Annotated in this window: 22 protein-coding genes; 19 read left to right on the top strand and 3 right to left on the bottom strand. The window is 70.3% G+C overall.

The window, feature by feature from the left end:
* Position 1 precedes the first annotated feature (1 nt).
* On the top strand, positions 2–376 hold the full coding sequence (locus AB0436_RS17925; protein WP_366468841.1) for a hypothetical protein: 375 nt from the start codon (positions 2–4) through the stop codon (positions 374–376).
* A gap of 58 nt (positions 377–434) precedes the next feature.
* Positions 435–827 carry a VOC family protein gene (locus tag AB0436_RS17930; RefSeq protein ID WP_366468842.1) on the top strand — a complete coding sequence of 131 codons (393 nt, stop codon included), beginning with the start codon at positions 435–437 and terminating at the stop codon, positions 825–827.
* A 179-nt stretch (positions 828–1,006) separates the two neighbouring features.
* Here AB0436_RS17930 and AB0436_RS17935 read toward each other — a convergent pair whose 3' ends face one another.
* Entirely contained in the window at positions 1,007–2,170 is a 1,164-nt protein-coding gene (locus AB0436_RS17935; RefSeq protein ID WP_366468843.1) for a YihY/virulence factor BrkB family protein, read from the bottom strand.
* A 17-nt stretch (positions 2,171–2,187) separates the two neighbouring features.
* Here AB0436_RS17935 and AB0436_RS17940 point away from each other — a divergent pair, with 17 nt between their 5' ends.
* The 14 genes from AB0436_RS17940 (at position 2,188) to AB0436_RS18005 (ending at position 15,711) form a co-directional block, all read left to right on the top strand.
* Positions 2,188–3,828 (top strand): acyl-CoA dehydrogenase family protein, encoded by a 1,641-nt coding sequence (locus AB0436_RS17940; protein ID WP_366468844.1) that lies wholly within the window; start codon positions 2,188–2,190, stop codon positions 3,826–3,828.
* 298 nt (positions 3,829–4,126) lie between these two features.
* A complete protein-coding gene (locus AB0436_RS17945; protein ID WP_366468845.1) occupies positions 4,127–5,416 on the top strand; it encodes a GAF domain-containing protein in 1,290 nt (429 codons plus the stop codon).
* A gap of 48 nt (positions 5,417–5,464) precedes the next feature.
* Complete coding sequence (locus AB0436_RS17950) at positions 5,465–6,034, top strand: GNAT family N-acetyltransferase (RefSeq protein WP_366468846.1); 570 nt, start codon at positions 5,465–5,467, stop codon at positions 6,032–6,034.
* 126 nt (positions 6,035–6,160) lie between these two features.
* A complete protein-coding gene (locus tag AB0436_RS17955) occupies positions 6,161–6,244 on the top strand; it encodes a putative leader peptide (RefSeq protein WP_365851468.1) in 84 nt (27 codons plus the stop codon).
* A 173-nt stretch (positions 6,245–6,417) separates the two neighbouring features.
* The gene (locus tag AB0436_RS17960) at positions 6,418–8,115 is read left to right on the top strand and encodes a nitrite/sulfite reductase (RefSeq protein ID WP_366468847.1); all 1,698 of its coding nucleotides are present in this window, start codon (positions 6,418–6,420) and stop codon (positions 8,113–8,115) included.
* Positions 8,112–8,300, top strand: a complete 189-nt coding sequence (locus AB0436_RS17965) for a hypothetical protein (protein WP_365851158.1) — start codon at positions 8,112–8,114, stop codon at positions 8,298–8,300. The genes AB0436_RS17960 and AB0436_RS17965 overlap by 4 nt, the downstream gene beginning before the upstream one ends.
* Positions 8,297–8,998, top strand: a complete 702-nt coding sequence (locus tag AB0436_RS17970) for a phosphoadenylyl-sulfate reductase (protein WP_366468848.1) — start codon at positions 8,297–8,299, stop codon at positions 8,996–8,998. Before AB0436_RS17965 ends, AB0436_RS17970 begins: the two co-directional genes overlap by 4 nt.
* Before the next feature lie 11 nt (positions 8,999–9,009).
* Positions 9,010–9,588, top strand: coding sequence for an adenylyl-sulfate kinase (cysC, locus tag AB0436_RS17975; RefSeq protein ID WP_366468849.1), 579 nt, complete (start codon positions 9,010–9,012; stop codon positions 9,586–9,588).
* Entirely contained in the window at positions 9,585–10,541 is a 957-nt protein-coding gene (cysD, locus tag AB0436_RS17980) for a sulfate adenylyltransferase subunit CysD (protein ID WP_366468850.1), read from the top strand. The genes cysC and cysD overlap by 4 nt, the downstream gene beginning before the upstream one ends.
* Positions 10,542–11,897: a GTP-binding protein gene (locus AB0436_RS17985; protein ID WP_366468851.1), complete on the top strand. Its 1,356-nt coding sequence runs from the start codon at positions 10,542–10,544 to the stop codon at positions 11,895–11,897. It abuts the gene before it with no gap.
* Between the two features lie 238 nt (positions 11,898–12,135).
* Positions 12,136–13,263, top strand: coding sequence for an aliphatic sulfonate ABC transporter substrate-binding protein (locus AB0436_RS17990; RefSeq protein WP_366468852.1), 1,128 nt, complete (start codon positions 12,136–12,138; stop codon positions 13,261–13,263).
* Between the two features lie 36 nt (positions 13,264–13,299).
* Entirely contained in the window at positions 13,300–14,088 is a 789-nt protein-coding gene (locus AB0436_RS17995) for an ABC transporter ATP-binding protein (protein WP_366468853.1), read from the top strand.
* Positions 14,075–14,953 carry an ABC transporter permease gene (locus tag AB0436_RS18000; protein WP_366468854.1) on the top strand — a complete coding sequence of 293 codons (879 nt, stop codon included), beginning with the start codon at positions 14,075–14,077 and terminating at the stop codon, positions 14,951–14,953. The genes AB0436_RS17995 and AB0436_RS18000 overlap by 14 nt, the downstream gene beginning before the upstream one ends.
* Before the next feature lie 8 nt (positions 14,954–14,961).
* A complete protein-coding gene (locus AB0436_RS18005) occupies positions 14,962–15,711 on the top strand; it encodes a sirohydrochlorin chelatase (protein ID WP_366468855.1) in 750 nt (249 codons plus the stop codon).
* Here AB0436_RS18005 and AB0436_RS18010 read toward each other — a convergent pair.
* Entirely contained in the window at positions 15,666–16,718 is a 1,053-nt protein-coding gene (locus AB0436_RS18010; RefSeq protein ID WP_366468856.1) for a 2-dehydropantoate 2-reductase N-terminal domain-containing protein, read from the bottom strand. The two genes, AB0436_RS18005 and AB0436_RS18010, sit on opposite strands and share 46 nt — an antisense overlap.
* Before the next feature lie 247 nt (positions 16,719–16,965).
* On the opposite strand from AB0436_RS18010, the gene AB0436_RS18015 reads away from it, so the two are divergent.
* The 3 genes from AB0436_RS18015 to AB0436_RS18025 all read left to right on the top strand — a co-directional run bounded on the left by AB0436_RS18015 (position 16,966) and on the right by AB0436_RS18025 (position 19,278).
* Entirely contained in the window at positions 16,966–17,631 is a 666-nt protein-coding gene (locus AB0436_RS18015; protein WP_366468857.1) for a hypothetical protein, read from the top strand.
* A gap of 49 nt (positions 17,632–17,680) precedes the next feature.
* Complete coding sequence (locus AB0436_RS18020; protein WP_366469113.1) at positions 17,681–18,280, top strand: class F sortase; 600 nt, start codon at positions 17,681–17,683, stop codon at positions 18,278–18,280.
* Positions 18,281–18,477: 197 nt separating this feature from the next.
* Positions 18,478–19,278: an ATP-binding cassette domain-containing protein gene (locus AB0436_RS18025; RefSeq protein WP_366468859.1), complete on the top strand. Its 801-nt coding sequence runs from the start codon at positions 18,478–18,480 to the stop codon at positions 19,276–19,278.
* Here the strand turns inward: AB0436_RS18025 and AB0436_RS18030 are convergent.
* Positions 19,265–19,822: a DUF1697 domain-containing protein gene (locus AB0436_RS18030; RefSeq protein ID WP_366468860.1), complete on the bottom strand. Its 558-nt coding sequence runs from the start codon at positions 19,820–19,822 to the stop codon at positions 19,265–19,267. The genes AB0436_RS18025 and AB0436_RS18030 overlap by 14 nt on opposite strands.
* Positions 19,823–19,978: the final 156 nt, after the last annotated feature.

A 19,978-nucleotide genomic window follows, 5' to 3' on the forward strand; every position in this document is an offset into this window, starting at 1 on the left:
TATGACCACGCCAGAGACCGAACCAGTCGAAAGCGCAGAGCCGGCCGAGGACGACCGGGTGGGCACCCGCTACCGCTCGGAGGTCGAGGCGGCCTACCGGAAGTCGGCGGCGTCGGCCGAGGAGCCGGCTCGGCAGAGCCAGCTCACCCGCGGTCTGCTGACCGGCTACCGCTGGGCTTTGGGCCATTCCGCCGTCGCACCGGTCACCGGGGGCACGACCACCGGGGCACCCGACCTCGGCCTGCTGATCGCGGAGGTGGACGCGGCGACCGTGCAGCTGGAGGGCGCAGAGCAGCGCGGCGTCTCCCACGACCACATCCAGGGGGTGTACGACGCCCTCGCCTGGGTCTGCGGCCAGCTCGAACAGCGCCCCTGACCCGGCGGTGACCGATTCGTACAAGACGGCGCGTGACCGGTCCGCCTACGGTGCCGTCATGACTCCACGACTCGATGCGATCGGCCTGGTCGTCGCCGATATGGCCGCTTCCCTCGCCTTCTACCGCCTTCTCGGTCTCGACATCCCCGCAGCGGCCGACAACCAGCCGCACGTCGAAGCGGCGCTGCCCGGTGGGCTGCGGATCCTGTGGGACACCGAGGAAACAGTCCGCTCCTTCGATCCCGACTGGCAGCCGCCGCGGTCGTCCGGGCGGACCGGGCTCTGTTTCGTCTGCGCATCCCCCGCCGAGGTCGACGCCACCTACGCAGCACTGACCGGAGCGGGCTATCAGGGTCACCTCAAGCCCTGGAACGCGGTCTGGGGACAGCGCTACGCGACGCTGCTCGATCCCGACGGCTGCGAGGTTTCGCTGTTCGCCGCCGCCACGTAGGCGCTCATCGGCATCCTGGCGAGATCGCGCTGCGGCCGGATCAGCGGCCGTGTCGATCCGCTCGGTGTGCCTGCGGGCCCCTGCACGGTGCGCGTCCAGACGACGGCACCGTCCAGCCGGGACGGCCACTGTGCGTACGCGTCGCCGACGTAGCGCCGGCGGTCCATGGGCCGATCGGCTCAGTCGTGCCTCTCGTCTGTGCGCCTCTCGTCTGTGCGCCTTTCTTCGGGCTTTCTGGTGCGCAGGCGGGAGGTGACGTCCTCCGGGGGCAGGAAGCGCGACCAGCGCTCGGGGAATTCCGAGGGCATGTCCGATCCGGCGTCGTCCTCGTCCTCGTCGGCTCCGTGGTCCCGGGCGCCCGGGGGGCTCGGTATGCCCAGGCGCCCGGACCCGGGCCGGGGGACGTGCGCGGCGCGGGCGGCGGCGGTGGCCACCGAGGGCCAGACCCGGTCGATGGCAGCGTTCACCGCCGCGCCGACCAGCACCGCGAAGGCGGAGATGCCGATCCACAGCAGCACCGCGATCGGCGCGGCGAGTGAGCCGTAGATGGTCGGGCCCTCGACCTCACCGGTCAGATAGATCCGCAGGAGGAAACTGCCCAGGAGCCACATGCCGAGCGCCACCAGTGCGCCGGGGATGTCCTCTATCCAGGGTGACCGTACCGGCACCGACACGTGGTAGAGCGTGGTGAGGAAGATGATCGACAGGACGACGAGCACCGGCCAGTACAGGATCGCGACGACTTCCTCGCCACCGGGGACGAATTCCACCACCCGGTCGGGACCGACCACTGCCAGCGGCAGCACCACGGCCCCGATCAGCAGCGCGACCATGTAGAGCAGCAGCGAGAGCAGCCTGGTCATGACAATGCCGCGCCGGCCGTCCAGGCCGTACATCACGGTGATGGTGTCGATGAAGACGTTGACCGCGCGGGAGCCCGACCACAGGGCGAGAGCGAATCCGATGGAGACCAGGTCGGGACGTCTGCCGTGGGTGACGTCCTCCAGCAGCGGTTTGGCGAACTCGTGAACACCGCGGTCGGAGAGGACCGTGCTGGCGGCGTTGAGGATGTTCTGCTCGAGGCTCGCGACGGTGTGCGTGTCCGTCCAGCCGTCGACGTAACCGAGCAGGGCGATCAGACTGAGCAGCAGCGGCGGCAGGGAGAGCAGCGTGAAGAACGCCGCCTCCGCCGCGAGTCCCAGAATGCGGTACTCCATGCATGAGTTGACGGTGTCCTTCACCAGCAACCAGGCCATCTGACGCTTGGAGACGTTGCGATAGAGGGCTCTCGCGCGGTGGAGCAGGCCTGAATGCCGCTCCCCTGTTTCATTTGCTGCCTGCACCTCCATACCGTAGCCCCATGGCAACCATCACCCACACCGTGACCAACCAGCCTCCGCCCCTGGTGGGGCATGACGTCTTCGCCTCCGACCTCGCCCTGGTGGAGGCGGTGCAGCGGCACACCCCGCCGGAGATCCTCGAAGGCGTCCAGGAGGAGCTCGGTGTGCTCGGCCGGGCCGCCGGTTCGGCGCAGGTCCAGGAGTGGGGGGCGCAGGCGAACGAGAACCCGCCGAAGCTCCGCACTCATGACCGGTACGGGCACCGGATCGACGAGGTGGAGTTCCACCCGGCGTGGCACCGGCTGCTCGGCAAGGCCGTCTCCGCCGGGCTCACGGATGCCTGGGGCAGGCCGGGCGGCCATGTGCGGCGCGCGGCCGGGTTCCTGGTGTGGACGCAGGCCGAGGCGGGGAACGGCTGCCCGCTCTCCATGACGCATGCGGCGGTGCCCGCGCTGCGCGCCGATCCGGCACTGGCCGCCGAGTGGGAACCGCGGCTCACCTCCCACGTGTACGAACAGGAGCTGCGGCCCGCCGGACTGAAACCGGGCGCCCTCTTCGGGATGGGCATGACGGAGAAGCAGGGCGGCAGCGATGTGCGCGCCAACACCACGGCCGCGGTGCCGATCGACGGCGAGGCCGAGTATCTGCTCACCGGTCACAAGTGGTTCTGCTCGGCGCCGATGTGCGACGGCTTCCTGGTGCTTGCGCAGGCGCCGGGCGGCCTGACCTGTTTCCTGGTGCCCCGGGTCCTGGCGGACGGCACCCGCAACGTCTTCGCCCTGCAGCGTCTCAAGGACAAGCTGGGCAACCGGTCCAACGCGTCGAGCGAGGTCGAGTTCGACGGGACCTGGGCCCGCCGGGTGGGTGAGGAGGGCAGGGGGGTGCGCACCATCATCGGGATGGTGGCGGCGACCCGGCTCGACTGCGCGGTCGGTTCCGCTGCGCTGATGCGGCAGGCGGTGGCGCAGGCGGTGCACCATACCGGTCACCGCAGCGCGTTCGGCGGGGAGTTGATCGACAAGCCGCTGATGCGCAATGTGCTGGCCGATCTGGCGCTGGAGTCCGAGGCGGCCACCACGCTGGCCCTGCGGCTGGCCGGCGCGTACGACACCGACACGGACGAGGAGCGCGCGCTGTTGCGGCTCGCGGTGCCTGCCGCCAAGTACTGGGTCACCAAGCGATGCACCCCGGTGGTCGCGGAGGCCCTCGAATGCCTGGGCGGCAATGGCTATGTCGAGGAGTCGGGGCTGCCGAGGCTGCTGCGTGAGTCGCCGCTCAACTCGGTCTGGGAGGGCTCGGGGAACATCCAGGCGCTGGACGTACTGCGGGCTCTGCAGCGGGAGCCGCAGGCGCTCAACGCGTTCCTGCAGGAGGTCGGCAAGGCGCGCGGCGCCGACCACCGGCTCGACCGGGCGATCAAGGACCTGCTCACCGACCTCGCCGACCTGGAGGGCGTCGAGGCGCGGGCCCGCCGGCTGGTCGAGCGCATCGCGCTGGTTCTGCAGGGTTCGCTGCTGGTGCGCTGGGCGCCGCCGGCGGTGGCCGACGCGTTCTGTGCGTCGCGGTTGGGCGGTGACTGGGGCGCGGCGTTCGGCACCCTGCCGCACACGCTGGATCTGGCGTCGGTCGTCGACCGGGCCGCCCCGTCGCAGGGCGCGTAACAGCCGGGGTCGATGCTGCGCCGACACGGCACCACCCCGGCTGGTGACCCAGGTTCGTCCAACCGGCCGCCCGGGTGCGAGGGTTGCAGACGGTTGCAGACGGTTTCGGACGGTAGAAGGCGGACCGGGAGCGGACAGAAAGCGGCCGGACCGGATCTGCCGAGTGCCGTGCATCGCGGCCGTCGGGGATGCACCATGAACCACGGCACCTCGACGGTCCGCGCACCATCCCCAAGGAAGCCGCCCCGGAAAGAAGCCGCCCGGAAGGAAGCTGCCCAGAAGGAAGCCGGGAGACCTGATGAGGACCGGAGCCGCGAATACCGCTGGTCCGACCGCTCCGCACACCCGGGAGACGGCGCGCGTCCTGCACGGCTTGTATGAAGCAGCGCTGTCGGGCGACCGCTCCGGTACGGCGCCGCGTCCCGTCATCGATGCCTCCTGGCAGCGAATGCTGCGGATCGGCGTCGATCCCGACGGGGGCACCAGCAGCGCACTGCTGCGCAGGGAGGATCTGGAGCACCGTCGCAGAGCCACCCCGCTGGGCGAGGTGCTGCCGGCGCTCAGCGAGGGACTGCGCTCGGCCGCCGACGCCTCGCGGCAGATCGTGGTCGTCACCGACGCCGAGGGCCGGGTGCTGTGGCGCGACGGCAACAAGGCGGTCATCCGCCGGGCCAACGGCATCTGCCTGCAGGAGGGCGCCGCCTGGAACGAGGAGTCCGCGGGCACCAATGCGATCGGCACCGTGCTGGCAGCCGGCCGGCCCGTGCAGGTGCACTCGGCGGAACACTTCGTCCGAACCCTGCACAACTGGACCTGTTCGGCCGCGCCCGTCCATGACCCGCGGGACGGGCGGCTGCTCGGTGTGATCGATGTCAGCGGGCCCGACTCGTCGTTCCACCCGTCCTTGCTGGCGCTGGTCGATTCGGTGGCCCGGCTGGCCGCCGCGGAGCTGCGCAACCGGCATCTGGCCTCGGTCGACCGGCTCCGCTCGGTGGCGTCGCCGATCCTGAGCCGGGTGGGCGGCCGGGCCCTCGCGGTGGACGTCTACGGCTGGCCGGCGGCGGTGACCGGGATGCCCCCGGTCGGCCGGTTGCCGTTGTCCAAGTCCTTCGCGGCGGGCCGGATGTGGCTGCCGTCGCTGGGAATGTGCGCAGTGGAGCAGTTGCCCGGCGGCTGGCTGATCCGGGTGGACGACGACAGCGCTGCTGACGGGGCACGGGCCGGACAGGTGGTGCTCGACCTGAGTGGCCGGCGGCGCTGGTCGGTGACCGTGTCGGGGCCGGCAGGTGACTGGACGCAGGAGCTGACACCGCGCCACGCGGAGCTGCTGTACGTGTTGAGCCTGCATCCCGAGGGCCGCACGGCCGCCGAGCTGGCCGGCGACCTGTTCGACGATCCGACGCGGACGGTGACGGTGCGCGCCGAGATGTCTCGGGTCCGCCGCCGGCTGGCCGAGGTGCTCGCACACCGTCCGTACCGTTTCACCGAGGGGGTGGAGGTCCGGGTGATCCGCCCCGAGCACCCGGCGGATCTGCTCCCGCACTCGACGGCCCCCGCAGTACGCAGGCAGGGCCCGCCCACAGGCTGACGCCGGCCGCCGTGACGTCCCGGGGCCCCGCATGATTGCCTGGCCTCCATGAGCACCGTCACCGTGACCACCTGGTTCCTGGAACAGACCTCGCCCGACGATCTGCGGCCGGCCGCCGCGCCGGACGGCGACATCCGGATCGTCCGGGCCGAGGTCGCGTCGCCCGAGTTCAGCCGGTTCCTCTACGCCTCGGTCGGCGGCGACATCCGCTGGACCGACCGGCTCGGGTGGTCGTACGCGCAGTGGCAGGAACTGCTGGACCTGCCGGGCACGGAGACCTGGGTGGCCTACGACCGGGGCACCCCGGCCGGCTTCGTGGAGCTCGCGCCGCACGAGGACGGCGCCGTGGAGATCATGTACTTCGGTCTGCTCCCGGCCTTCCGGGGGCGCCGGATCGGCGGCCACCTGCTGACCTGCGGTGTCCAGCGGGCGTGGGACCTGGCCGACCGCACGCCGGGGCGGCCCGCGACGAAGCGGGTCTGGGTGCACACCTGCAGCAAGGACGGGCGCTACGCGATGGACAACTATCTGCGCCGCGGCTTCCGGCTCTTCAGGACCGAGACGGAAGAAGAAGCGGAGGTCGAGACTCCGGGCCCCTGGCCGGGGGCAGGAGTGTAGCCCCGGGCGTGGCTCCTGCCTGCTTTGCGCGTGACCCAGACCACATCGTCTCGCGATTCGGGACCATCTCGTCCATATAGTGGATAGTGGTGGACTGGCACGAGACCGCCGTGACACGCTTCCGTCATGTCTGGAACTGGAATTGCCTTGATTAGTCGACGCCACGTCGACCTCGGCCGCATGTCCAGCGCCATCTGTCCGGCGCGCTGATCCACACCAGCCACGTCGTTCCACCGCCGTCCCCGTCGTTGCGGACGAGCGAAGTATCCCACTGGGTCCACGCACCCCACAGCCGCCGCGTCCTGCCGTGAACGGGCAGGTCACAGGGGTACCTTCCGCCTGATCCGTTGCCCCCTTGAGCCGCCACAGAAGGACGAACCACCATGGCCGCCAGTCCGGAAACACCTGCTTCAGCCACGCCCCGCCGCAAGGTGAGCCGTCACCGTGGTGAAGGCCAGTGGGCCCTGGGGCACTTCACCCCGCTGAACGGCAACGAGCAGACCAAGAAGGACGACGACGGTCTCAATGTGCGGACACGCATTGAGACGATCTACTCCAAGCGCGGCTTCGACTCGATCGACGGAGCGGACCTGCGCGGCCGGATGCGCTGGTGGGGTCTGTACACCCAGCGCAAGCCCGGGATCGACGGAGGCCGTACCGGGTTCCTGGAGCCCGAGGAGCTGGACGACGAGTACTTCATGCTCCGGGTCCGGGTCACCGGCGGCCGGCTCACCACCGAGCAGCTGCGCGTCATAGGCGAGGTCTCCGAGACGTACGCGCGCGGCACCGCGGACATCACCGACCGGCAGAACATCCAGCTGCACTGGATCCGGATCGAGGACGTGCCGGCGATCTGGCAGAAGCTGGAGGCAGTGGGGCTCTCCACCACGGAGGCCTGCGGCGACACCCCGCGAGGCATGCTGGGCTCTCCGGTGGCGGGGGTGGCCGAGGACGAGATCATCGACGGCAGCCACGCGCTGGACGAGATCGCCCGCCGCTACATCGGCGACCCGCAGTTCTCGAATCTGCCGCGGAAGTTCAAGACCGCGGTCTCCGGGTCGCCCCGGCTGGACGTGGCGCACGAGATCAACGACGTCTCCTTCGTGGGTGTCGTCCACCCCGACCACGGCCCCGGCTTCGACCTGTGGGTCGGCGGCGGCCTGTCCACCAACCCGAAGTTCGGCGTGCGGCTCGGCGCCTGGGTCCCGGAGGCCGATGTCCCCGACGTGTGGGCCGGTGTCTGCTCCATCTTCCGCGACTACGGCTACCGCCGGCTCCGTAACCGCGCGCGGCTGAAGTTCCTGGTCGCCGACTGGGGGCCGGAGAAGTTCCGTCAGGTGCTCGAGGACGAGTACCTGCACCGCAAGCTGCTCGACGGCCCGGCTCCCGAGCAGCCCACCCAGCAGTGGCGCGACCACATCGGCGTGCACCGGCAGAAGGACGGCCGGTTCTACGTCGGGTTCGCCCCGCGGGTCGGCCGACTCGACGGCTCGCAGCTCGCCAAGGTCGCGGAGGTCGCCGAGGAGCACGGCTCCGGCCGGGTGTCCACCACGGTCGAGCAGAAGTTGATCATCCTGGACGTCCCGGAGGACCGGGTCACCTCACTGGTCGACCGCCTCGAGGCGATGGACCTGCGGGTCACCCCGTCGCCCTTCCGGCGCGGCACCATGGCGTGCACCGGGATCGAGTTCTGCAAGCTGGCGATCGTCGAGACCAAGGAGCGCGGCAGCGACCTCATCGACGAACTGGAGCGCCGCCTGCCGGAGTTCGAAGAGCCGATCACCATCAACATCAACGGCTGCCCCAACGCCTGCGCCCGTATCCAGACCGCCGACATCGGTCTCAAGGGCCAGCTGGTCACCGACGCCGACGGCAACCAGGTGGGCGGCTACCAGATCCACCTCGGTGGTTCCCTGGGCCTCGACGCGTCCTTCGGCCGCAAGGTCCGCGGCCTGAAGGTCACATCGGCAGAGCTGCCGGACTACATCGAGCGGGTACTGAGGCGTTTCCAGGCCGAGCGTGAGGACGGCGAGCGGTTCGCCGCCTGGGCGGCGCGCGCCTCCGCCGAGGCGCTCTCGTGAGCGAGCGTGCCGCGCCGTTCTTCTGCCCGTACTGCGGCGACGAAGATCTGCGCCCCCACGAAAGCGGACCCGGCGCCTGGGAATGCGCGGCATGCAATCGCGCATTCCAGTTGAAGTTCCTCGGGCTGCTGGCCCGTGGACTCCAGCGCAACTCCGCGGAAGACGTTGAAGGGGACGGGATATGACGAACACTCTGGAGACCGACGATCCGAAGACGCTCGCCGAGCGGGCCGGCCGCGAGCTGGAGGACGCGTCCCCGCTGGAGATCATCAAGTGGGCCGCGGACACCTTCGGCAAGCGCTTCTGCGTGACGTCCTCCATGGAGGACGCGGTCGTGGCGCACCTCGCGTCCCGCGTCGTCCCCGGTGTGGACGTCGTCTTCCTCGACACCGGCTACCACTTTCCCGAGACGATCGGCACCAGGGACGCCGTGGCGGCCGTGATGGACGTCAACGTCATCACCCTGCTGCCCTGGCAGACCGTCGAGGAGCAGGACGCCGAATACGGGCCGAAGCTGCACGACCGCGACCCCGACCTCTGCTGCGCGCTGCGCAAGGTCAAGCCGCTCGAGGACGGGCTCAAGAACTACGGCGCGTGGGCCACCGGCCTGCGCCGCGACGAGTCCCCGACCCGGGCGAACACCCCGGTGGTCGGCTGGGACGAGAAGCGGCAGAAGGTCAAGATCTCGCCCATCGCCCGCTGGACGCAGGACGACGTCGACGCGTACGTCGCCGAGCACGGGGTCCTCACCAACCCGCTGCTGATGGACGGCTACCCGTCGATCGGTTGCGCCCCCTGCACCCGCCGGGTGGAGGAGGGCGAGGACGCACGCGCCGGCCGCTGGGCGGGACGGAACAAGACCGAGTGCGGACTGCACGGCTGATGACACGGCTGATGACCAGGGCTCAGAAGGACGAGGAGAACGAGATGACGACGGACCAGGGAGCCACCATCTGGCTCACCGGTCTGCCGAGCGCGGGCAAGACCACCATCGCCTACGAACTCGCGGACCGGCTGCGCGGCCAGGGCCACCGGGTGGAGGTGCTCGACGGCGACGAGATCCGCGAATTCCTCTCGGCCGGTCTCGGTTTCACCCGCGAGGACCGGCACACCAACGTCCAGCGGATCGGCTTCGTCGCCGAACTGCTGGCGTCCAACGGCGTCAAGGCGCTGGTCCCGGTGATCGCCCCTTACGCGGACAGCCGCGAGGCGGTCCGCAAGCGCCACCAGCAGGCGGGCACCGCCTACCTGGAGGTCCATGTCGCCACTCCGGTCGAAGTGTGCTCGGAGCGTGACGTGAAGGGTCTGTACGCCAAGCAGGCGGCGGGTGAGATCTCCGGGCTCACCGGGGTCGACGACCCGTACGAGGCGCCGGAGAACCCGGACCTGCGGATCGAGTCGCACCAGCAGACCGTGCAGGAGTCCGCCGCCGCGCTCCATGCGCTGCTCACCGAGAGGGGCCTCGCCCGATGACGACCGTTCCCGCCACCACTGCCACTGGCACCGCAGGCGCAGAAGGCACCGACAGCCCGTACGCGCTCAGCCATCTGGACGCGCTGGAGTCCGAGGCGGTGCACATCTTCCGCGAGGTCGCGGGGGAGTTCGAGCGGCCGGTGATCCTCTTCTCCGGCGGCAAGGACTCCATCCTGATGCTGCACCTCGCGCTGAAGGCGTTCGCGCCCGCCGCGGTGCCCTTCTCGCTGCTGCATGTCGACACCGGCCACAACTTCCCCGAGGTGCTCGCCATCCGCGACCGCCTCGTCGAGCGGCACGGACTGCGGCTGCACGTCGCCTCGGTGCAGGAGTACATCGACGCCGGGAAGCTCCGCGAGCGGCCCGACGGGCTCCGCAACCCGCTGCAGACCCTGCCGCTCACCGAGAAGATCCAGTCCGAGCGCTTCGACGCGGTCTTCGGCGGCGGACGCCGCGACGAGGAGAAGGCCCGCGCCAAGGAGCGGGTGTTCTCGCTCCGCGACGAGTTCTCCCAGTGGGACCCCCGCCGGCAGCGCCCCGAGCTGTGGCAGCTCTACAACGGCCGTCACGCGCCCGGCGAGCACGTGCGGGTCTTCCCGATCTCCAACTGGACCGAGCTGGACGTCTGGCAGTACATCGAGCGTGAGCAGATCGAGCTTCCCGAGATCTACTTCGCCCATGAGCGTGAGGTCTTCAAGCGTTCCGGGATGTGGCTGACCGCAGGCGAGTGGGGCGGCCCGAAGGAGACCGAGAGCGTCGAGACCCGCCAGGTCCGCTACCGCACCGTCGGCGACATGTCCTGCACCGGCGCCGTCGACTCCCGGGCCACCACCCTGGACGCCGTGATCACCGAAATCACCGCCTCCCGACTCACCGAGCGGGGTGCGACACGCGCCGACGACAAGATGTCCGAGGCCGCCATGGAAGACCGTAAGCGCGAGGGGTACTTCTAAATGACCACACGTACCGTCCAGTCGGCCGAGGAATCGTCGGCCACCACGCTGCTGCGATTCGCCACCGCGGGCTCCGTCGACGACGGCAAGTCCACCCTCGTCGGGCGGCTGCTGCACGACTCGAAGTCGATCCTCAGCGACCAGCTGGAGGCCGTCGAGCTGGCCTCGGCGGGCCGCGGTCAGGAGACCCCCGACCTGGCTCTGCTCACCGACGGGCTGCGTGCCGAGCGCGAGCAGGGCATCACCATCGATGTCGCCTACCGCTACTTCGCCACCCCCCGCCGCCGGTTCATCCTCGCCGACACCCCCGGTCATGTGCAGTACACCCGCAACATGGTGACCGGTGCCTCCACCGCCGAGCTCGCCGTGGTACTGGTCGACGCCCGCAACGGGGTCGTCGAGCAGACCCGCCGCCACGCCGCGGTCGCCGCGCTGCTGCGGGTCCCGCACGTCGTACTCGCTGTCAACAAGATGGACCTCGTCGACTACGCGGAGCCCGTCTTCGCCGCCATCGCCGAGGAGTTCACCGCGTACGCCGCCTCGCTGGGCGTCCCGGAGATCACCGCCATCCCGATCTCGGCGCTGGCCGGGGACAACGTCGTGACGCCGTCCGGCCGGATGGACTGGTACGGCGGTCCGACCGTCCTGGAGCACCTGGAGACGGTGCCCTCCAGTCACGACCTCAGCCACTGCCATGCGCGGTTCCCCGTCCAGTACGTCATCCGCCCGCAGACCGCCGAGCATCCCGACTACCGCGGTTACGCGGGCCAGATCGCCTCGGGCGCGCTGCGTGTCGGCGAGGCCGTGACGGTGCTGCCCTCCGGCCGTACGTCCACGATCGCCGCGATCGACGTGCTCGGGAAGAGCGCGGACATCGCCTGGGCCCCGCAGTCGGTGACCGTGCGGCTCACCGACGACCTGGACATCTCGCGCGGCGATCTGATCGCACCGAGCGGCGACGCACCGGTGCCGACGCAGGACGTCCTGGCGACCGTCTGCCATGTGGCCGACTCGGCGCTCGCGGTGGGTCAGCGGGTGCTGCTCAAGCACACCACCCGTACGGTCAAGGCGATCGTCAAGGACATCCCGTCGCGGCTGACCCTCGACGACCTCTCCCAGCACCCGGATCCCGGGCAGCTGGTCGCCAACGACATCGGCCGGGTCGTCATCCGCACCGCGGAGCCGCTCGCGCTCGACGCCTACGCCGACTCCCGCCGTACCGGTTCCTTCCTGCTGATCGACCCGGCCGACGGCACCACGCTGGCAGCCGGCATGGCGGGCGACGCCTTCGCCGTCACGGCGGAGGCCGTGGCCGAAGCGGTGCCGGCGCAGGACGAAGCGGGATGGGACTTCTAGTCGTGTCCCTCGACATTTTCGACATCTACGGCACCTTCGCGAAGGAGGGCGGCCGGATCGGCAGCGGGGTCCTGGGCAGTGGGCAGGGCGGGGTGGCGCGATGTGCGCTCTGACGTACGCGCACTGCCCGCGCGCCCGGAAGCCCCGCTCGCCGTACCCGTACCGACGAAGACCTGCCGACTGCCCGGCCGCGCCCTGACGGACGCCCCGACCCGGGCCAACGAGAGGAAGACCTCCCGTGCCTGCCACCCTCCCGCCACGCCCTGGCCGGCTGCGCCGCAGCCTCGCCGTCGCCGCCGCCCTCCCGCTGCTGGCCGTGGCGCTCACCGCCTGCGGTTACGGATCCCAGGCCGCCAAGAACGAGACGGGAAAGGCCCAGGTCGCCGCCGGGGCGAAGAAGCTCTCCGCCGACACGGTGCGGATCGGCTACTTCCCGAATCTCACGCACGCCACCGCGCTGGTCGGCGACCAAGAGGGTCTGCTGCAGAAGGAACTGGGCGGAACACAGCTCAAGGCATCGACCTTCAGCGCGGGCCCTTCCGAGATCGAGGCGCTCAACTCGGGCTCGATCGACATCGGCTGGATCGGCCCCTCCCCGGCCATCAACGCCTACACGCAGTCCCAGGGCAAGAGCCTGCGGATCATCGGCGGTTCCGCGTCCGGCGGGGTGAAGCTGGTCGTCAACCCGAAGAAGATCAAGACCCTGGCCGACGTCAGGGGCAAGAAGATCGCCACCCCGCAGCTCGGCAACACGCAGGACGTCGCGTTCCTCAACTGGATCGCCGACCGCGGCTGGAAGGTCGACGCGAACAGCGGCAAGGGTGACGTCTCCGTGGTCCGTACGGACAACAAGGTGACCCCGGACGCCTACTCCTCGGGTTCCATCGACGGGGCCTGGGTGCCGGAGCCGACCGCTTCCAGGCTGGTCCAGCGGGGCGCGAAGGTGCTGCTCGACGAGAGCAGCCTGTGGCCGGACAAGAAGTTCGTGATCACGAACATCGTGGTGTCGCAGAAGTTCCTCAAGGAGCACCCCGACGTCGTCGAGGCGGTGCTGCGCGGCTCGGTGAAGACCAACGCCTGGATCAAGGCCCATCCGGAGGAGGCGAAGGCGGCGGCCAACGCGGCGCTGAAGAAGCTCTCCGGCAAGGGGCTGCCCGCCGATGTCCTGGACCCGGCGTGGAAGTCCATCGAGACGACCGACGATCCGCTGGCGGCGACCCTCAACACCGAGGCGGCGCACGCGGTCAAGGCCGGTCTGCTCGACAAGCCGGACCTCAAGGGCATCTACGACCTGAAGCCGCTGAACAAGGTGCTCAAGGCCGCCGGACAGCCCGCCGTCTCCGACGCCGGCCTCGGCGTCAAGTAACCCGTATCCCCGTTCTGTTCCCAGGAGGTGACGACCATGGCAACCGCACTCGCCAAGGCCGACGACCGCGCCGCGGTGACGCACGCGGCCCGTATCGAGCACGTGTCGAAGTCCTTCGGCGGACCCGCAGGGCAGCAGCTCGTCCTGGACGACATCACCCTCGATGTCGCGCCCGGCGAGTTCGTCACGCTGCTGGGGGCGTCGGGATGCGGCAAGTCCACCCTGCTCAATCTGGTCGCCGGGCTGGACCGGCCGACCACGGGGTCCATCGAGACCCCGGGGGGCCGGCCCGCGCTGATGTTCCAGGAGCACGCGCTGTTCCCGTGGCTGACCGCCGGCAAGAACATCGAGCTGGCGTTGCGGCTGCGGGGCACGCCGAAATCCGACCGGCGCGGCGAGGCCGAGCGGCTGCTCGGTCTGGTACGCCTCGACGGGGCGTACGGGAAGCGGGTGCACGAGCTGTCCGGCGGCATGCGGCAGCGGGTCGCGCTGGCCCGCGCGCTGGCGCAGGACAGCCAACTGCTGCTGATGGACGAGCCGTTCGCGGCGCTGGACGCCATCACCCGGGATGTGCTGCACGACGAACTGACCCGCATCTGGAGCGAGACCAGCGTGTCCGTCCTCTTTGTCACCCACAACGTCCGGGAGGCGGTGCGGCTGGCCGAGCGGGTGGTCCTGCTGTCCTCGCGACCGGGCCGGGTGGCCCACGAGTGGACGGTCGACATTCCACATCCGCGCCGGATCGAGGACACCGCGGTGGCCGAGCTCTCGGTGGAGATCACTGAACAACTGCGTGGGGAGATCCGCCGCCATGGCCAACACTGACGTCAAGGCCGACGAACTGGCCGGCCTCGAAGCGGGCCTGGACGCCCTGGACACGGTACGGATCGACCGGGTGCCGGTGCGCGAGGTGCTGGTGCGCAAGGTGCTGCCGCCGGCGATCGCGGTGGTGCTGGTCCTGGTGGTGTGGCAGCTCCTCATCTGGGCGCATGTCACCGACGACTACAAGCTGCCGGCGCCGTCCCAGGTGTGGGGCGAAGTGACCGACGCCTGGCTGCAGGGCACCCTGCTCGGTTACATCTGGACCAGCGTCTCGCGCGGCCTGCTCGGCTTCCTGCTGGCCCTGGTCATCGGGACGCCGCTGGGCCTGCTGGTGGCGCGGGTGAAGTTCGTACGGGCCGCCATCGGCCCGATCCTCTCGGGTCTGCAGTCGCTGCCGTCCGTCGCGTGGGTGCCGCCGGCGGTGATCTGGCTGGGGCTCAACGACACCATGATGTACGCGGTGATCCTGCTGGGCGCGGTCCCCTCGATCGCCAACGGCCTGGTCTCCGGTGTCGATCAGGTGCCGCCGCTCTACCTGCGGGCCGGCCGGACGATGGGTGCCACCGGCCTCCGTGGCACCTGGCATGTGGTGCTTCCCGCCTCACTGCCGGGCTACCTGGCGGGACTGAAGCAGGGGTGGGCGTTCTCCTGGCGGTCGCTCATGGCGGCCGAGATCATCGCCTCGTCGCCCGATCTGGGCGTGGGCCTCGGCCAGTTGCTCGAACAGGGCCGGGAGACCAGCAGCATGTCGATGGTCTTCCTCGCCATCTTCCTCATCCTGATCGTCGGCATCGCCATCGACCTGCTCATCTTCAGTCCGCTCGAACGGCGAGTGCTGCGCACCCGCGGCCTGCTGGTCAGGAGCTGAGGCCCGCCATGTACGACCCCCGTCCGGTGCTGCTGGTCATCGCCCACGGCAGCCGCGATCCCCGGCACGCGGCGACCGTGCACGCGCTCACCCGGCGCGTGCGGTCGCTGCGGCCCGGGGTGCGGGTGGAGACCGGCTTCCTGGAGTTCAACGCCCCCGCGGTCCCGCAGGTACTGGACCGGCTGGCCGCGGAGGGCGTCCGGGACGTGGTGGCGCTGCCGCTGCTGCTGAACCGCGCCTTCCACGCGAAGTCGGACATCCCCGCCGTACTGCGCCAGGCTCCGCCCCGGCTGCGGATCCGCCAGGCGGACGTACTCGGCCCGTCCCCGCTGCTGCTGGCGGCGCTGGAGCGGCGGCTGTACGAGGCGGGGCTCACCCCCGCCCACAAACGCTCGACCGGGCTGGTACTGGCCTCGGCGGGCTCCACGGACCCGGAGGCGATCGCAGTGATCGCTGAAATTGCGCGGGAGCTGCGGCACACCGGTTGGTGCGCCGTGCGGCCTGCGTTCGCCTCCGCTGCTCTGCCCCGTACCGAGGACGTGGTACGGGAGCTGCGGTCGACCGGCGTCGACCGTGTCGCGGTGGCCCCGTACGTCATCGCGCCGGGCCGCCTCCCCGACCGCATCGAAGCGGGCGCCCGGGCGGCGGGCGCCGACGTACTGGCCCGGGTGCTCGGCCCCTCGGCGGACCTGGCGCGGGTGCTGCTCACCCGCTACGACGAGTCGCGCGCGGCGCTCCCCCTCGCGATGACCGCCTGAGGCACCGGTCCGCCCACCCGCGCGGCCAGTTCGCCGAACGGCAACGAGCTCGCGGGCCGCCGATCACGGGCGAACTCGTCGGCCACCCGCTGCAACACCGCGTTGACCGGTGTGGGTACACCGTGTGCCCGGCCGATGAGCACGATCTCGCCGTTGAGGTAGTCGGTCTCGATCGTGCCGGTGCCCCTGCTGAGGCTCTGCCAGGAGGAGCCGCCACCACGCGGATGCCCTTCCAGCGGCTGCGGATCGACCTTGTGTCCCCGGGCTTCCCGCTGCTCCTCGTCGCTCACGGCCTCGATGCCGGCTGCCGCGAAGGCGGCCCGGCCCTCGGCCACGGCCCGCTCCAGAAGCTCCGCCCGGGCGTCGCCTCCGGACGTCCCGCACACCGCCCGCAGCGCGTTGCCCAGGTTGGCGAGGAGTTTGGCGTACTTCCAGCGCATCACGTCCGGGACGACCGGCGCCTCGAAGGGTGCCTTCTCCAGTGCCCCGGCAATGCTCCGGGCGGTCTCGTCCAGGCCCGACGGGTAACGGCCGATGTGCAGCAGTCCGGTGAGCGGAGCGCAGTCGGCCACGACCACCCCCGGTTCCAGGAAGTGCGCGGGCAGCCAGACGCACATGCCGTACACCCGGCTGAAGCGCCGCAGCGCCAGCCGTTCGCTCTCGACGCCGTTCTGCGCGCAGACCAGCGGCAGTACCTCACCCGCGGTGGCACCACCGGTACCGGCCACCTCGCGCGGGGCCCAGGCGTCCAGGGCAGCGATGCTGTCCTGGGTCTTCACCGTGAGGACCAGGACGTCGTCGGCGCGCAGCTCGACCGCTTCCGGCCCTTCGGCCACCGGCAGCCGGTGGGTGCGGGTGCCCTGCGGGGTCACCAGCCGCAGGCCATGGTCGCGCAGCGCCTCGTAGTGGGCGCCACGGGCCACCAGGAGCACTTCGCTGCCGCTCTCCGCCAGCCTGCCGCCGATGGCACCGCCGACGGCTCCCGCTCCGATGATGATGTGGCGCACCGCGACTCCCTAGCTGTACCCGCAGGTCAGGGCAGCCGATCGGGAAGAGATCGGCACGTGTCCAGCATAGGCCGGTCCGATCAGCGCGGACCGGCACTCGGAGGGGTGGTGGCGAACCCTCGCTCGGCCGAATGGGGCCTATTCGCTGAACATGCATCCCGCTTCCTTCGCTTTTGGCCGTGCTTGTGACATGCAGTCAGATAGCAGTGATTTGTACGACAATCATCTCGGCTTGAAGGAGCCCCGCGTGATCACCACCTCCTCCACCCACTCCCCCGTCATCCGCACGGGCATGGCTGCGCTCGCCGCTCTGGCACTCACGGGGATCTCTCTGGTGGGAGCGACGTCCGCTGCTGCCGCTCCCGGCGACAGCGGTGAGCTACGCATCCACAAGCCCGGAACCCCCGCGACCGACACCCGGGACGAGACCACGGTCTGCAGATTCAACCTCGCCGCAGCGAACTTCGCGCCGGAGCTGGCGACGATCCCCTGGACCATTCATCCCGCCCCACCGAACCCGAACCTGCCCTCCCTGGTGAGCAGCCTTCCGGTGCTGAACGGCACCGGGACCACGACGAACCTTGCTCTTCCCAACGGCCAGTACCAGCTCACCTGGACCGCCCCCGGCGCCGTCCCGAAGAGCTTCAAGGTCGACTGCCCGGAAGCCGGCACCCACGACCCGGGACACGACGACAGGCCCCAGTGGCAGGCCGGCGGCGACCACGAGTGGCAAGCCGGCGACAACGGCAGGCCGTCCGGCGCGGTGCACGCCGGCGGCGGCGGGGTTCCCGACATCCAGAACACCGCTGACAGCGGCTCGCCTGTCGGACCGCTGCTTGTCACAGGTGCGCTCGGAGCAGCCGGACTGATCTTCGTCCGCCGGGCTCGCCGCCGCGCCCATGGTGCGGCGTAACCCGCCCCACCGCCGCCGACGGGGACCGAGTCGGGCCTGCCGCCTCTCCATCACGGTAACGGTGACTCTGACACTGGTGACCGGCATCGTCCGGGGGTGCGATGATGCGCCCGCCGGTCGGCCGGTCGCCAGTGCCGGGAGCGCACCGCACCCCGGGCCGTCCGCGGCTTCGAAACCTGCCCCGCTGCCGCCGACGGCCCCGACGAAGCTGGCCATTCCGGCCCTGGTGATCGAAGCTCCGGTCATCGGTCTGGAACTCAACCCGCAGGGACAGCTCAACACCCCGCCGATGAGCAAGCCCCACGAGGTCGGCTGGTACCGGGACGGCCCCAGCCCCGGCGCCGAGGGGACAGCGGTGATCGTCGGGCACCGGGACACCCGGACGGGTCCCGCCATCTTCCTGAATCTCAACGCCCTGCACCCGGGCGACCTGATCAACATCACGCGCGCGGATGACCGGACGGCGGTCTTCAGCGTCGACTCGGTGAAGACGTACAAGAAGAAGGACTTCCCCGACGCGAAGGTCTACGGCGACAACGGCCGACCGGAGCTGCGGCTGCTGACCTGCGGCGGTCACTTCGATCCGAAGACCGGTTACGGCGCCAATGTGGTTGTGTTCGCCCATCTCAAGGAGCTCAAGAAGACCTGATGCCCCGCCGCGGAGCCGGCGGCCATGGCCCCTCAGTCGGATACCCGTCGACTGAGGGGCTTCCGGCATGAAGGTAGGCTCGGCTGCACCGCTCCGCACACCATCCCCGTCGATCGGCGGGACTCACTGACGTTGCTGCACCGCTCACCAGCTCTGCTGCCGACGCCCGGCAACGACATGAAGGAGCTGAACGACCTGTGAGCACCGTGGTGATCCGGGCGGACGACGTCGATGTCGTCAGGGACGGCAATCTGCTGCTCGACTCGGTCTCGATGACCGTACGCAGCGGGGAGCACTGGGCACTGCTCGGAGCGAACGGTGCGGGCAAGTCCACCCTGCTCGGGCTGCTCGGCGCGGTGACCCATCCGACGCGCGGGACCGTACAGATCCTCGGGCGCACGCTGGGCCGGGTCGACCTGCGGGAACTCCGCTCCCACCTGGGGCACATCAACCCCCGCCACCCGCTGCATTCGCCGCTTCGGGTGCGCGAGGTCGTACTCACCGGGCTGACCAACTCCATCGAACCGGTCCCGCGCTGGTCGCCCACGGCGGAGCAGGTCGCGCGGGCCGAGCAGTTGCTGACCATGCTGGGTATGGGCGGTGACAAGGCCGGGTCCCGCTGGCCGACCCTGTCCCAGGGCGAGCGCGGCCGGGCGCTGATCGCCCGGGCGCTGATGCCCAGCCCGCGTCTCCTGCTGCTGGACGAACCGGCCACCGGGCTGGATCTCGCGGCGCGCGAGCAGCTGCTGAGCAGTCTGGACACGCTGCGCGGTGAGCATCCGGAGCTGGCGACGGTGCTGGTCACCCACCACCTGGAGGAGCTGCCCGCTTCGACGACGCATGCGATGCTGCTGCGCGGCGGTCAGTGTCTGGGGTCCGGACCGGCCGACGAGGTACTCACCACCGACCAGGTCAGCAAATGCTTCGACCACCCGGTGCTGATCACCCGCACGGAGGGCCGCTGGGCGGCCCGTGCGGAGCGGGTCAGCCCGCGCTGACGCCGGTCATCTCCACCAGCTTGACGACCGTGTTCCAGTTGCGGGAGGTGCCGGTGATACCTCTGTTCACAGCGGGCCTGTTCAGCACCTCCGCCAGCTTGGAGCGCCCCAGACCGTCGGGTGCGTACAGGTAGAGAGCCCGGTCGCCGAGACGGAACTCCTCGGGCAGATAGGCCTCCGGATCGATCGCGGCGTACCTCTCGGGGTCGACGGGGCCGGAGAAGTACGTGACATGCAGCTGCTTCCCCGCCAACTCGGCGGCCGGAAACGGACATGCCTCGGCCACCGCCCGCAGATAGCGTCCGTCACGCACCAGACAGGGCACGCTGAATCCGAAGTGGTTCTCGATGGCCCTCTCCAGGCCGGCCGCCAGCTCGTCCTGGTCGGTCGACTCGCTGCTGAAGACGGCGTTGCCGCTGTTGAGGTGCGTACGGACATCCCGGTGGCCCAGCTCGGTGAGCAGTGCCCTGAGTTCCGCCATGGGCACCCGCTTGTGCCCGCTCACATTGATGCCGCGCAGCAGTGCCGCGTAGGTGATCTCCATGTGAGGAAACATAGTCGGCCGCACCACCGGGCCCTTTACGTGTAAGGGACCAACATGCGGCTCCCTGGGGAACACCCACTCCGCAAGGAGGACGGAACGGTCCGCCGGTTCACCGAACAGCACGACGAGAGCCGCTTATCACGGCCATACCTTCGA

It is taken from the genome of Streptomyces sp. NPDC051322 (assembly GCF_040689485.1).
GTDB lineage: Bacteria > Actinomycetota > Actinomycetes > Streptomycetales > Streptomycetaceae > Streptomyces.

Excerpts from the sequence above, each read along its gene's own strand:
- AB0436_RS17925 (WP_366468841.1), top strand. The coding sequence starts at position 2 with ATGACCACGCCAGAGACCGAACCAGTCGAAAGCGCAGAGCCGGCCGAG.
- AB0436_RS17930 (WP_366468842.1), top strand. The coding sequence starts at position 435 with ATGACTCCACGACTCGATGCGATCGGCCTGGTCGTCGCCGATATGGCC.
- AB0436_RS17940 (WP_366468844.1), top strand. The coding sequence starts at position 2,188 with ATGGCAACCATCACCCACACCGTGACCAACCAGCCTCCGCCCCTGGTG.
- AB0436_RS17945 (WP_366468845.1), top strand. The coding sequence starts at position 4,127 with ATGAGGACCGGAGCCGCGAATACCGCTGGTCCGACCGCTCCGCACACC.
- AB0436_RS17950 (WP_366468846.1), top strand. The coding sequence starts at position 5,465 with ATGAGCACCGTCACCGTGACCACCTGGTTCCTGGAACAGACCTCGCCC.
- AB0436_RS17955 (WP_365851468.1), top strand. The coding sequence starts at position 6,161 with ATGTCTGGAACTGGAATTGCCTTGATTAGTCGACGCCACGTCGACCTC.
- AB0436_RS17960 (WP_366468847.1), top strand. The coding sequence starts at position 6,418 with ATGGCCGCCAGTCCGGAAACACCTGCTTCAGCCACGCCCCGCCGCAAG.
- AB0436_RS17970 (WP_366468848.1), top strand. The coding sequence starts at position 8,297 with ATGACGAACACTCTGGAGACCGACGATCCGAAGACGCTCGCCGAGCGG.
- cysC (WP_366468849.1), top strand. The coding sequence starts at position 9,010 with ATGACCAGGGCTCAGAAGGACGAGGAGAACGAGATGACGACGGACCAG.
- cysD (WP_366468850.1), top strand. The coding sequence starts at position 9,585 with ATGACGACCGTTCCCGCCACCACTGCCACTGGCACCGCAGGCGCAGAA.
- AB0436_RS17985 (WP_366468851.1), top strand. The coding sequence starts at position 10,542 with ATGACCACACGTACCGTCCAGTCGGCCGAGGAATCGTCGGCCACCACG.
- AB0436_RS17995 (WP_366468853.1), top strand. The coding sequence starts at position 13,300 with ATGGCAACCGCACTCGCCAAGGCCGACGACCGCGCCGCGGTGACGCAC.
- AB0436_RS18000 (WP_366468854.1), top strand. The coding sequence starts at position 14,075 with ATGGCCAACACTGACGTCAAGGCCGACGAACTGGCCGGCCTCGAAGCG.
- AB0436_RS18005 (WP_366468855.1), top strand. The coding sequence starts at position 14,962 with ATGTACGACCCCCGTCCGGTGCTGCTGGTCATCGCCCACGGCAGCCGC.
- AB0436_RS18030 (WP_366468860.1), bottom strand. The coding sequence starts at position 19,822 with ATGGAGATCACCTACGCGGCACTGCTGCGCGGCATCAATGTGAGCGGG.